General features: G+C 72.7%; 8 protein-coding genes and 1 riboswitch. Of the genes, 6 read left to right on the top strand and 2 right to left on the bottom strand.

Annotation, left to right across the window (positions count from 1 at the left end):
* Positions 1 to 93 precede the first annotated feature (93 nt).
* Entirely contained in the window at positions 94 to 1,212 is a 1,119-nt protein-coding gene (locus tag I3F54_RS01380; RefSeq protein WP_240116654.1) for a GTP-binding protein, read from the top strand.
* A 266-nt stretch (positions 1,213 to 1,478) separates the two neighbouring features.
* Here the strand turns inward: I3F54_RS01380 and I3F54_RS01375 are convergent, their stop codons facing one another.
* Positions 1,479 to 3,932, bottom strand: a complete 2,454-nt coding sequence (locus tag I3F54_RS01375) for a DNA topoisomerase (ATP-hydrolyzing) subunit A (RefSeq protein WP_240116653.1) — start codon at positions 3,930 to 3,932, stop codon at positions 1,479 to 1,481.
* Positions 3,933 to 4,257: 325 nt separating this feature from the next.
* On the opposite strand from I3F54_RS01375, the gene I3F54_RS01370 reads away from it, so the two are divergent.
* The 4 genes from I3F54_RS01370 (at position 4,258) to I3F54_RS01355 (ending at position 9,162) form a co-directional block, all read left to right on the top strand.
* Positions 4,258 to 5,649: a pitrilysin family protein gene (locus I3F54_RS01370; protein WP_240116652.1), complete on the top strand. Its 1,392-nt coding sequence runs from the start codon at positions 4,258 to 4,260 to the stop codon at positions 5,647 to 5,649.
* Complete coding sequence (locus I3F54_RS01365) at positions 5,646 to 7,034, top strand: pitrilysin family protein (RefSeq protein ID WP_240116651.1); 1,389 nt, start codon at positions 5,646 to 5,648, stop codon at positions 7,032 to 7,034. The genes I3F54_RS01370 and I3F54_RS01365 overlap by 4 nt, the downstream gene beginning before the upstream one ends.
* Positions 7,035 to 7,248: 214 nt before the next feature.
* Positions 7,249 to 7,414, top strand: a riboswitch (cyclic di-AMP (ydaO/yuaA leader).
* A gap of 12 nt (positions 7,415 to 7,426) precedes the next feature.
* Positions 7,427 to 8,179: a M23 family metallopeptidase gene (locus I3F54_RS01360; protein ID WP_240116650.1), complete on the top strand. Its 753-nt coding sequence runs from the start codon at positions 7,427 to 7,429 to the stop codon at positions 8,177 to 8,179.
* A 287-nt stretch (positions 8,180 to 8,466) separates the two neighbouring features.
* Positions 8,467 to 9,162 (top strand): GntR family transcriptional regulator, encoded by a 696-nt coding sequence (locus I3F54_RS01355; protein ID WP_240116649.1) that lies wholly within the window; start codon positions 8,467 to 8,469, stop codon positions 9,160 to 9,162.
* Between the two features lie 436 nt (positions 9,163 to 9,598).
* On the opposite strand, the gene I3F54_RS01350 is transcribed toward I3F54_RS01355, so the two are convergent.
* Positions 9,599 to 9,880 (bottom strand): HPr family phosphocarrier protein, encoded by a 282-nt coding sequence (locus tag I3F54_RS01350; protein ID WP_240116648.1) that lies wholly within the window; start codon positions 9,878 to 9,880, stop codon positions 9,599 to 9,601.
* Positions 9,881 to 10,060: 180 nt separating this feature from the next.
* Here I3F54_RS01350 and I3F54_RS01345 point away from each other — a divergent pair, with 180 nt between their 5' ends.
* Positions 10,061 to 12,898: a bifunctional GNAT family N-acetyltransferase/acetate--CoA ligase family protein gene (locus I3F54_RS01345; protein WP_240116647.1), complete on the top strand. Its 2,838-nt coding sequence runs from the start codon at positions 10,061 to 10,063 to the stop codon at positions 12,896 to 12,898.
* Positions 12,899 to 12,942 lie beyond the last annotated feature (44 nt).

The raw sequence follows: 12,942 nt of genomic DNA, 5'->3' as shown, positions 1-12,942 counted from the left end.
TCTCATGACTCGTATCCTGGGGCGGCATTCCATCCTCATACGTACGCCGGGTTGCGAGCCGGTGTACGCGTCGGCGTGAGAGAGGTCGTACACATGCCTTCGCCCCCGAGTCCGCAGCAGGTTCCGGTGCAGCTCCCGGCGCAGGTCCCGGTCGTCGTCCTCGCCGGCTTCCTGGGTTCGGGCAAGACCACGCTGCTCAACCACCTCCTGCACCGCAGCGGCGGCAGCCGCATCGGGGCGATCGTCAACGACTTCGGGGCCATCGAGATCGACGCGATGGCCGTCGCCGGCGCCCTGGGCGACTCGACCGTGTCCCTCGGCAACGGGTGCCTCTGCTGTGCCGTCGATGCCGGCGAGCTCGATCACTACCTTGACCGGTTGGTCAACCCCTCTCTCGGTATCGACGTCGTCGTCATCGAGGCCAGCGGACTCGCCGAACCGCAGGAGCTGGTGCGGATGGTGCTGGCCAGCGAGAATCCGCGCGTCGTCTACGGCGGGCTCGTCGAGGTGGTCGACGCGGCGGAGATCGACGGCACCCGGGCCAGGCACCCCGAGCTCGACCGGCACCTCGGCCTCGCCGACCTCGTCGTGGTCAACAAGCTCGACCGGACCGCCGACGGTGCGCGCGTCCTGGAACTCGTCCGGTCGCTCAACGACCGTGCCGCGGTCGTCCCGGCCACCTACGGTCGTGTCGACCCCGCCTTCTTCTTCGACTGCCGGCCCGGCGAGGAGCGCATCGGGCAGTTGTCCTTCGACGACCTGCACGACGACGCCGGCGACGGGCACACGGGGCACCTGCACACCGCGTACGACAGCCTGTCGTTCTCCTCCGGCGTCCCGATCGACCCCCGCCGTCTGATGGAGTTCCTCGACAGCAGGTCCGAGGGGCTGTACCGGATCAAGGGCTGCGTCGACCTCGGGGCGTACGACGTCCGCAACCGGTACGCCGTCCACGCCGTCGGACGCTTTCTGCGCTTCTACCCGGAGCCCTGGCCGCCCGGCGAGGACCGTCTCACCCGGCTCGTGCTCATCGGTTCCGGCATCGACACGGAGTACCTGGCCAAGGCCCTGGAGGCGTGCAGGAACGACGCCCCGCACACCGCCGACGAGCACGGCCTGTGGGGCGTCCTGCGCTACGTACGGGATCCTGACGGGCCGGGGGCGGAGGAGGAGCCGCCGGTCCGGTCCGGTCCGTACCCGCTGCGGAAGTAGACCTTGCCCGTCGGCGGCCGGGCTCTGCGGGTCGTGCGGACCCGGCGTACGGCCGGTGGGCCCGGCCTGAGCGGGCGCTGCCGCGGGGGCGTCGAGCGGACAGGCCCCGGGCCGGGACGCGACGGCCGTACAACAGGCCCTGGCGGTGCAACCGGAAGGAGGCACCGGAAGGCCTGCCCGGTGACCGGGCCGTACCGGTCACGCGGCAGGACGGTCCCGCGGCAGGCCCGTCCACGAGGCAGCCCGCCACTGCCCGGGCCTGCCCACTACGCCGGTCCGGCCACCGCCGACACCGGCTTCGCCAGGGACACACCGGAGCCGTCGCGGCGCGGGTCGACCTCCGGGAGTTCGGCCGGGGAGCCGTTCTTCTGCGCCGCGCGGGCCGGGGCGGCGCCGGCCCAGCCCAGGGACAGGCAGTCCTCGCCCTTCAGGAAACGCTGGCAGCGCACGCCGCCCGTGGCCCGGCCCTTGCGCGGGTACTGGTCGAACGGCGTCAGCTTCGCGGTCGTCTGGACGGAGTCGTCCAGGGTGCCGCGGGAGCCCGCGATCGTGAACACCACCGCGTCCGCCGCCGGGTCGACCACCGTGAACGAGATGACCTTCGCGCCCTGGGCGAGCTTGATGCCCGCCATGCCGCCCGCCGCCCGGCCCTGCGGGCGGACCTGGGAGGCCTGATAGCGCAGCAGTTGCGCGTCGTCCGTGATGAAGACCAGGTCCTCCTCGCCGGTCCGCAGCTCGATCGCGCCGACGATCCGGTCGCCCTCCTTGAGGGTGATGACCTCCAGCTCGTCCTTGTTGGCCGGGTAGTCGGGCACCACGCGCTTGACCACTCCCTGCTCCGTGCCGAGCGCGAGGCCGGGTGTCGACTCGTCGAGCGTGGTCAGGCAGACCACCTGCTCGTCGTCGGTCAGCGAGATGAACTCGGACGGCGGAGCGCCCCCCGAGAGGTTCGGCGAGGCCATGCTCTCCGGCAACTGCGGAAGGTCGATGACGTTGATCCGGAGCAGACGGCCCGCCGACGTGACGACGCCGATCTCGCCACGCGCCGTCGCCTGCACCGCCGAGACGATGACGTCGTGCCTGACCCGCCGGCCGTGCGCGCTCTTGAACGGGTCGCCGTCGGCGGTGCGCGCGAGCAGCCCCGTGGACGAGAGCAGCACCCGGCACGGGGCGTCGGCGACCTGGAGCGGCACCGCGGCCGCGGGGACACCCGCCGACTCCAGCAGCTCCGTCCGCCGGTCCGTACCGAACTTCTTCGCCACCGCGGCCAGTTCCGAGGAGACCAGCTTGCGCAGCTCCGCGTCCGACTCCAGGATCCGGGTCAGCTCCGCGATCTCCTCCGTGAGCTTGTCCCGTTCGGCCTCCAGCTCGATCCGGTCGTACTTGGTCAGACGGCGCAGCGGCGTGTCGAGGATGTACTGCGTCTGCACCTCGCTGAGCGCGAAGCGCTCCATCAGGCGCTGCTTGGCCTGCGCGGAGTTCTCGCTGGAGCGGATGAGGCGGATGACCTCGTCGATGTCGACGAGGGCCGTCAGCAGCCCCTCGACCAGGTGCAGGCGGTCGCGTCGCTTGCCGCGGCGGAACTCCGAACGGCGCCGCACGACCTCGAAGCGGTGGTCGAGGTAGACCTCCAGCAGTTCCTTCAGGCCGAGGGTGAGCGGCTGGCCGTCGACCAGGGCGACGTTGTTGATCCCGAAGGACTCCTCCATCGGGGTCAGCTTGTACAGCTGCTCCAGGACCGCCTCGGGCACGAAGCCGTTCTTGATCTCGATCACGAGGCGCAGGCCGTGCTCGCGGTCGGTGAGGTCCTTGACGTCGGCGATCCCCTGGAGCTTCTTCGCGCCGACCAGGTCCTTGATCTTGCCGATGACCTTCTCCGGGCCGACGGCGAACGGCAGCTCGGTGACGATCAGACCCTTGCGGCGCGCCGTCACGGTGTCCACGGAGACCGTCGCGCGGATCTTGAAGGTGCCGCGGCCCGACTCGTACGCGTCACGGATGCCGGAGAGGCCGACGATCTTGCCGCCGGTGGGCAGGTCCGGGCCCGGGATGTGCCGCATCAGGGTGTCGAGATCGGCGTTCGGGTGCCTGATCAGGTGGCGCGCGGCCGCGATCACCTCGCGCAGGTTGTGCGGCGGCATGTTGGTGGCCATACCGACGGCGATCCCCGAGGTGCCGTTGACCAGCAGGTTCGGGAAGGCTGCGGGCAGGGCGACCGGCTCCTGCTCCTGGCCGTCGTAGTTGGGCGCGAAGTCGACCGTGTCCTCGTCGATCGACTCCGTCATCAGGCTGGTGGCCTCGGTCATCCGGGACTCGGTGTACCGCATGGCGGCCGGCGGGTCGTCGTTGCCGAGCGAGCCGAAGTTGCCGTGGCCGTCGACCAGCGGCACGCGCATGGAGAAGGGCTGCGCCATGCGCACCAGGGCGTCGTAGATCGACGCGTCTCCGTGCGGGTGCAGCTTGCCCATCACCTCGCCGACGACACGGGCGCACTTCACGTAGCCGCGGTCGGGGCGCAGGCCCATCTCGTTCATCTGGTAGACGATGCGGCGGTGTACAGGCTTCAGGCCGTCCCGGGCGTCCGGCAGGGCGCGGGAGTAGATGACCGAGTACGCGTACTCGAGGTACGAACCCTTCATCTCGTCCACGACGTCGATGTCGAGGACCTTCTCCTCGTACGCATCGTCGGGCGGCGGGGTCTTCGTGCTGCGGCGGGCCATCGCTGCCGGCTCCTTGCTGAAGCGTGAACGGGACTGACGCGGACCATTGTGGACCGCGCGACTGACAACGCGGGCCGGGACCCGGCGTGGAGCGGTCTCGCGGACCCGGCACGATGTGGACCGGGGGCCGGACATGACGTGACCGGGAGGTGTACGGCAGCCGGCGCGGCCCGTGGCCGGGAACAACCGCCGAGGCTACGCGATCTCGCTCTCGGCGTACGCCCCGCGGGAACTTCGCCGGTCCTCCGCACGCTTGCATACAGTGGCACGACCGGCACGAAAAGCGCGGTTCTCGATGACCGCCTCCGCGATCGAAGGGACGTACATGCCCATGGGTCACACGGCCACAGCCGAGGCAGGCTCCGGCGGCCTGACAGCGACCGAGCACCGCCTGGCCAACGGCCTGCGCGTGGTGCTCTCCGAGGACCACCTGACCCCGGTCGCGGCGGTGTGCCTCTGGTACGACGTCGGCTCCCGCCACGAGGTCAAGGGGCGTACCGGCCTGGCTCACCTTTTCGAGCACCTGATGTTCCAGGGCTCCGCCCAGGTCAAGGGCAACGGCCACTTCGAGCTGGTGCAGGGCGCGGGTGGCTCGCTCAACGGCACCACCAGCTTCGAGCGCACCAACTACTTCGAGACCATGCCCGCCCACCAGCTGGAACTCGCCCTCTGGCTGGAGGCAGACCGCATGGGCTCCCTGCTGGCCGCCCTCGACGACGAGTCGATGGAGAACCAGCGTGACGTCGTCAAGAACGAGCGCCGCCAGCGCTACGACAACGTCCCCTACGGCACCGCCTTCGAGCGGCTGACCGCACTGGCCTACCCGCAGGGCCACCCGTACCACCACACGCCCATCGGCTCGATGGCGGACCTTGACGCGGCCACCCTGGAGGACGCCCGCAGGTTCTTCCGCACCTACTACGCGCCGAACAACGCGGTCCTGTCGGTCGTCGGCGCCATCGACCCGGAGCGGACGCTCGCCTGGATCGAGAAGTACTTCGGCTCCATCCCGTCCCACGACGGCAAGCCGGAGCCCCGTGACGGCAGCCTGCCCGAGGTCATCGGCCGGGAGCTGCGCGAGGTCGTCCAGGAGGAGGTGCCGGCACGCGCCCTGATGGCCTCCTACCGCCTCCCGCACGACGGCACGCGCGCGTGCGACGCCGCCGACCTCGCCCTGACCGTTCTCGGCGGCGGCGAGTCCTCCCGCCTGTACAACCGGCTCGTCCGCCGCGACCGCACGGCCGTCGCGGCCGGCTTCGGTCTCCTGCGGCTGGCCGGGGCGCCCTCGCTGGGCTGGCTGGACGTGAAGACCTCCGGCGACGTCGAGGTGCCGGTCATCGAGACCGCCATCGACGAGGAGCTCGCCCGGTTCGCCGAGGAGGGCCCCACGCCGGAGGAGATGGAGCGAGCCCAGGCCCAGCTGGAGCGCGAGTGGCTGGACCGGCTCGGCACGGTCGCCGGCCGCGCCGACGAACTGTGCCGGTACGCCGTCCTGTTCGGCGACCCGCAGCTCGCCCTCACGGCCGTGCAGCGCGTGCTGGAGGTGACGCCCGAGGAGGTCCGCGAGGTCGCCGCGGCCCGCCTGCGGCCCGACAACCGGGCCGTCCTCGTCTACGAGCCGCTCGCCCCCGAGCACGCCGAGGACGTGGAAGGCACCGAAGACCCGGAGTCCGCGGCCACCGTGGAAGCCACCGACGACGAGGAGGCGGCCAAGTGACCGAGCTCGCCCAGATGGAGTTCCACCCCCGGCCCGTGGCGGGCGAGCCCAGGCCGTGGGCCTTCCCGGCCCCGGAGCGAGGCGGCCTCGGCAACGGACTGACCGTGCTGCGCTGCCACCGCCCCGGGCAGCAGGTGGTCGCCGTGGAGGTGCTGCTGGACGCGCCCCTGGACGCGGAGCCGACCGGCCTCGACGGCGTCGCCACGATCATGGCGCGGGCCTTCTCCGAGGGCACCGACAAGCACACCGCCGAGGAGTTCGCCGCCGAGCTGGAGCGCTGCGGCGCGACCCTCGAAGCGCACGCCGACCACCCCGGCGTCCGCATCAGCCTGGAGGTGCCCGCCTCCCGGCTGGCCAAGGCGCTGGGCCTGGTCGCCGACGCCCTGAGAGCACCCGCCTTCGCCGACAGCGAGGTCGAGCGGCTGGTCCGCAACCGCCTGGACGAGATCCCGCACGAGCTGGCCAGCCCCGCCCGGCGGGCCGCCAAGGAGCTCTCCAGGCAGCTGTTCCCGGCGACCTCGCGTATGTCGCGCCCCCGTCAGGGGACCGAGGAGACCGTGGCCGGCATCGACGCCGCGGCCGTGCGCGCCTTCTACGAACGGCACGTGCGCCCGGCCACCGCCACCGCCGTGGTCGTCGGCGACCTCACCGGCATCGACCTCGACGCGCTGCTCGGTGACACGCTCGGCTCCTGGACGGGCTCGCCGGCCGAGCCGCGGCCCGTGCCGCCCGTGACCGCCGACGACACCGGCCGTGTCGTCGTCGTGGACCGCCCCGGTGCCGTCCAGACCCAGCTGCTGATCGGCCGGATCGGCCCCGACCGCCACGACCGGGTCTGGCCCGCCCAGGTTCTCGGCACCTACTGCCTCGGCGGCACCCTCACCTCCCGCCTGGACCGCGTGCTGCGGGAGGAGAAGGGCTACACGTACGGTGTCCGCGCGTTCGGGCAGGTCCTCCGGTCCGCCCAGGACGGCACGGGTGCCGCGATGCTCGCGATCAGCGGCTCCGTCGACACCCCGAACACCGGCCCCGCCCTGCGGGACCTGTGGACGGTGCTGCGGACGCTCGCCGCCGAGGGGCTGACCGACGCCGAGCGTGACGTCGCCGTGCAGAACCTCGTCGGAGTGGCGCCGCTGAAGTACGAGACCGCGGCGGCCGTCGCGAGCACCCTGGCCGACCAGGTCGAGCAGCACCTCCCCGACGACTACCAGGCCGCCCTGTACCGGCAGCTGGCCACCACCGGCACCGTGGAGGCCACCGCCGCCGCGGTGGGCGCCTTCCCGGTGGACCGGCTGGTGACCGTCCTCGTCGGCGATGCCGCGCAGATCAAGGAGCCCGTGGAGGCTCTCGGCATCGGTGAAGTCACCGTCGTCGCGGCCGAGTAGGCACGCGTACGTGGGGCCCTGGTGGACGGCGAACCACCGGGGCCCTTTTGCGTGCGAAGGCCAGGAGACCTCCGAATGTCCGAAATGATGGGGAGGTTGCCTGTCTGCCCTGTGGGATACGCTACAAAAACCGTGTTCCGTTTGGGTATTGAAAGTCCGGCGCCTTAGCGTCGTGCGGGCTGTCCGTCCGGTAGTGCGCCGCGCCCGCGGCACCGGACAGTCATCGCCGAGTCCCCGTACGGCGCGAGCCAGGGGAGCCGGGGACCCACCGCAGTCCCCAGGGGTGAATCGGGTGCCCGCGCCAGGTGCGAGGGGATCCGTAGGAGACCTTCCTGCTCCGAACCCGTCAGCTAACCCGGTAGGCGAGAGGGAAGGAAAGGACCAGCCACTACATGGCGTTCAGCTGCGCCACCGGGAAGCACCGCCGTCCGAGCCGGATGAAGCGGACCACCGCGCAGGCGGCCGGCTTCGCCGCCCTCACCACCACCGGCGTCGTGGGCACCCTGGCGGCCCCGGCGCTCGCCGCGGAGCCGGCGGCCGAGCAGACCGGGCTGCTCCCGGTGATCAGCGCCGACGACTCCGTCGCCGAGGAGATCGGCGCCCAGGCGAAGGCCCAGAAGGAGGCCGCCGACCAGAAGGCGGCCGAGGAGGCCGCGCGCAGGCGGGCGGCCGAGCAGGCCGAGAAGGTGCGCGAGGCGCGGGAGCGCGCCGCCCGCGAGGCCGAGCGCAAGCGCCTCAACACCTTCGTGGCGCCGATCGCCGGATCCTACGTCTCCACCGGTTACCGAGCCGGCGGCAACCTGTGGTCCTCCGGCAGTCACACCGGCATCGACTTCCACGCCGCGAGCGGCACCACCGTCCACGCGGTCGGCTACGGCACCGTCGTCGAGGCCGGCTGGGGCGGTGCCTACGGCAACCAGATCGTCCTCCGGATGCACGACGGTTCGTACACCCAGTACGGCCACCTGTCGTCGCTGTCCGTCTCGGTCGGCCAGCAGGTGGCCGTCGGCCAGCAGATCGGCCGGTCGGGTGCGACGGGCAACGTCACCGGCCCGCACCTGCACTTCGAGGCGCGGACGACCCAGGAGTACGGGTCCGATGTCGACCCCGTCGCCTACCTGCGTGCGCACGGCGTCGCTCTCTGACGAAACGCCCCGAGACCCTCTGAAGCCCCGGCCCCCGCCGGGGCTTCCGGCGTTGGAGCGGGTTCCCTTGGCGCACGCCCGCCGGCGTCCGACCGCGTGCGCGCTCACGCACGCCCGCTCCCGTATGTCTTCTCACGCCCTCCCGCCCGGCGCACCGTTCTCGGCCCGCTGTCCAAAAAATATCCCTGGATTCCGGCCCGCCGTCGGAAATTCGGCCGCATTGCCATAGAGTCGCTGAACACACGTCAATCGTCGACGTTTCACGGGGATTAAGGCGGAGGTCGGTCATGCGTATTCCGGCGCACTCGGTGTGTACGGCGATCCGGGACGACATCGTCGCCGGTGTCCACGAACGCGGCAGCCGGCTCACCGAGGAACTGCTGGCGCGCCGTTACGGCGTTTCCCGCGTCCCCGTCCGTGAGGCGCTGCGCACGCTGGAGGCGGAGGGCTTCGTGGTGACCCGGCGGCACGCGGGCGCGTGCGTGGCCGAACCCACCGAGCAGGAGGCCGCCGACCTGCTGGAGATGCGCACGCTGCTGGAGCCGCTCGGTGCCTCCCGGGCCGCCCAGCGGCGCACCGAGGCCCATCTGAAGGTGCTGCGCGGGCTCGTCCGGCTGGGCCAGGAACGGGCCAGGAAGGGCAGCAGCGAGGACCTGCGAGCCCTGGACACCTGGTTCCACGAGACGCTTGCCCAGGCCTCCGGCAGCCAGGCGCTGACCGCCACGCTCACCCAGATCCGGCACAAGATCGCGTGGATGTACACGGTGGAGGCGCCCGCCCAGCCCGTCGACGTCTGGGCCCAGCACGGCGCGATCGTGGACGCCGTGGCGCGCGGCGACGGTGAACGTGCGCGTGCCCTGACCGCGCAGCACACCGAGCGTTCCCGTACCGCGCGCCGGCTGCGCTTCTCCGGCGGCGCGGAACGCGCCGACCGTGTGAGGACTTCGCAACATGCCGTAAACATCTCGGCGCTGCGGCATTAACACGGGCGCCGTATACAAAGAGGGGATATTCGGTGGGGGTTGTTTCCCCTGCCCTTTTTCGTGTTGCGGGAATTTTCAGTGATGCGCCCGGCGTGCCCGTGTGAGTGATATGCCCGAGTAAACCCGCCGGCGTTTCCGGGTGTGCCTCCGTTAATTCCGCGCGCCGTGTCCCGTGCGGAACTGCGGGCGTGGACGGCCGGCGCCGGGGGAGCCCGGGCGCGGAGGGTGGTCCGGGGGGAATCGGGGTCGCGGGCTCCGGCGATCAGCGGTGGCGGGCTCCCTGGAGCGGCGAGCGGCCGAGGACGGCCGGGAGGGGTGCGAAGGGTCACCGAAGGCCGGGCGCCGCCCGGCCGGGCGCCGAAAGGTGCCGGAGGGGACCGCGGGAGCCGCGCCGCCCCGCGGGGGCAGCGCGGCTCCCGCGCGTGCCGCGGGGGGCTCAGACGGTCTCGGGGAGTTCTTCGAGCCCCTCGGACACCAGCCTCGCCAGACGGTCCAGGGCGCCGTCCGCACCCTCGGCGTCGGTGGCGAGGACGATCTCCTCGCCGCCCTGGGCGCCCAGGCCCAGGACGGCCAGCATGGAGCCCGCGTTGACGGGGGCGCCGCCGGCCTTGGCGATCGTCACCGGGACGCCTGCGGCCGTGGCGGCTCGGACGAAGATGGAGGCGGGGCGGGCGTGGAGACCCTCGGCCCAGCCGACGTTGACGCGGCGCTCAGCCATGTGTTGCTGCCCTTCAGGTGTTCAGGGTTGTCTAGACCAGTTTCCCACATCATGGGGCATGCCCGGGAGGGCCCCCGAGAACCTCCCGGCCGCCACCGGCGCGGCCGCGGTCCCGGCCCGGTGGCCGTCCTTCCGCGGACTGCCCCGCGCGGTGGCCGGGCGCGCCTTAGTCTGGGGCCCATGCAGAGCGCGCCGGACCGGCAGGAGTACCCCGCCCACTGGGAGGCCGACGTGGTGCTGCGCGACGGCGGCACCGCGCGCGTCCGACCCATCACCGCCGAGGACGCGGACCGCCTCGTCGGCTTCTACGAGCAGGTCTCGGACGAGTCGAAGTACTTCCGTTTCTTCGCCCCGTACCCCCGTCTGTCCGCCAAGGACGTCCACCGCTTCACGCACCACGACTTCGTGGACCGGGTGGGACTCGCGGCCACGGTGGGCGGCGAGTTCATCGCCACGGTGCGGTACGACCGGATCGGCGCCGACGGCAGGCCCGCCTCGGCGCCCGCCGACGAGGCCGAGGTCGCCTTCCTGGTCCAGGACGCGCACCAGGGCCGCGGTGTGGCCTCCGCCCTTCTGGAGCACATCGCCGCCGTCGCGCGCGAGCGCGGCATCCGCCGCTTCGCCGCCGAGGTCCTGCCCGCCAACACCAAGATGATCAAGGTCTTCACCGACGCCGGGTACACCCAGAAGCGCAGCTTCGAGGACGGCGTCGTGCGCCTGGAGTTCGACCTCGAGCCGACCGAGCGGTCGCTGGCCGTGCAGTACGCACGCGAGCAGCGGGCCGAGGCCCGCTCGGTGCAGCGCCTGCTCATGCCCGGCGCGGTCGCGGTCGTCGGTGCCGGCCGCACCCCCGGCGGGGTCGGCCGCAGCATCCTCGGCAACCTCCGCGAGGCCGGCTACACCGGCCGGCTGTACGCAGTGAACCGCGCCTTCCCCGAGGACCTCGCCGAACTCGACGGCGTGCCCGCGTACCGCTCGGTGCGCGACATCGACGGTCCCGTCGACCTCGTGGTGGTCGCCGTGCCCGCCGACCACGTTCCCCGGACCGTGGCCGAGTGCGGCGAGCACGGAGTCCAGGGGCTCGTCGTCGTCTCCGCCGGATACGCCGAGAGCGGTCCCGAAGGGCGCGAACGCCAGCGCGAACTCGTCCGGCACGCGCGGGCGTACGGCATGCGGATCATCGGCCCGAACGCCTTCGGCGTCATCAACACCTCGGCCGACGTCCGGCTGAACGCCTCCCTGGCCCCCGAGATGCCGCGGCCCGGCCGGATCGGCCTGTTCGCGCAGTCCGGAGCCATCGGTATCGCCCTGCTGTCCCGGCTCCACCGGCGCGGGGGAGGGGTCACCGGCGTCACCGGGGTGTCGACCTTCGTCTCCTCAGGCAACCGGGCCGACGTCTCCGGCAACGACGTCCTGCAGTACTGGTACGACGACCCGGACACCGACGTCGTCCTGATGTACCTGGAGTCCATCGGCAACCCGCGCAAGTTCACCCGCCTCGCCCGGCGCACGGCGGCGGCGAAGCCGCTGGTGGTGGTCCAGGGCGCCGGCTCCGCGCCCCAGGGGCACGCCGTACGGGCCACCCGGCTGCCGCACGACACGGTCTCCGCGCTGCTCAGGCAGGCCGGCGTGCTGCGCGTGAACACCATCACCGAACTGGTCGACGCCGGCCTGCTCCTCGCCCGCCAGCCGCTGCCGTCCGGTCCGCGCGTGGCCATCCTCGGCAACTCCGAGTCGCTGAGGCTGCTCACCTACGACCAGTGCCTCGCCTCCGGTCTCCGGCCGCACCGTCCGCTGGACCTGACCACGGCCGCGTCCGCGGAGGACTTCCGGGAGGCGCTGGCACGGGCACTCGCCGACGACACCTGCGACGCGGTCGTCGTCACGGCGATCCCGGCGATCGGGGAGGGCCCGCCGGGCGACGCCGAACTGGCGGAGGCCCTGCGATCGGCGGCCGAGGCGGTGCCCGGCAAGCCGGTGCTGGTCGTCCACGTCGAGCTGGGGGGCCTCGCCGAGGCGCTGTCCGCCGCGGCGAGCACGGCACCGCAGGCCGGCGACAGGGCGCCGGGCGGCGGCGCGGACGGCTCCCGTCGGCCCCGTCCCTCGGAACAGCCGCCGGCCGCGACGCCGCCGGACGCCCCGCCCTCGGCGCCGCCCCGCCTGATCCCCGCCTACCCCGCGGCCGAACGCGCCGTACACGCCCTCGCCGAGGCCGTGCAGTACGCGCAGTGGCGCCGCGAGGCCGCCGACCCCGGCCGGGTGCCCGAGTACGACGACATCGACGAGAAGGGAGCCGCCCGGCTCATCGACGGGCTCCTCGCGCGCGGCCAGGGCCTCACGCTCAGCACGGAGGCGACGAGCGAGCTCCTCGGGCGGTACGGCATCCAGGTGCGCGCGGCCCTCCAGGCCCCCACGCCCGACACGGCCGCCGAGGCCGCCCGCGCTCTGGGCTACCCCGTCGTCCTCAAGGCCACCGCACCGCACCTCAGGCACCGCGCCGACCTGGGCGGTGTGCGTCTGGACCTGGCGGACGAGGAGCAGCTGCGGCGGGCGTACGCCGAGCTGACCGGGCTGTTCGGCAAGCCGGACGAGGTGCGGCCGGTGGTGCAGGCGATGGCGCCGCGCGGCGTCGACACCGTCGTCCGCGCGGTGATCGACCCGGCGGCCGGGGCCGTCCTGTCGTTCGGGCTCGCCGGTGCCGCCTCCCAGCTGCTCGGCGACACGGAACACCGGCTGATCCCGGTCACCGACCGGGACGCCGGCGCGCTGGTGCGTTCCATCCGGACGGCTCCGCTGCTGTTCGGCTGGCGCGGCTCGACCCCGGTCGACACGCCCGCCCTGGAGGAACTGCTGCTCCGCGTGTCCCGGCTGGTCGACGACCACCCCGAGGTCGTCGCGGTCAGTCTGGAGCCGGTCGTCGTCGCCCGGCACGGCCTGACCGTCCTCGGCGCCTCCGTCCGCCTGGCACCGCCTCCCGCCCGCGACGACCTCGGCCCGCGCACCCTCCCCGCGTACTGACCGGGCCGACGGCCGACGCGGACGCCACCCGCCCTCCGGCGCCT

It is taken from the genome of Streptomyces sp. MUM 2J, assembly GCF_022414535.1.
In the GTDB taxonomy this organism is placed as follows: Bacteria; Actinomycetota; Actinomycetes; order Streptomycetales; family Streptomycetaceae; genus Streptomyces.
Note: the sequence above shows the minus strand (reverse complement) of the source record. Positions and strands in the feature narration are given on the sequence as shown.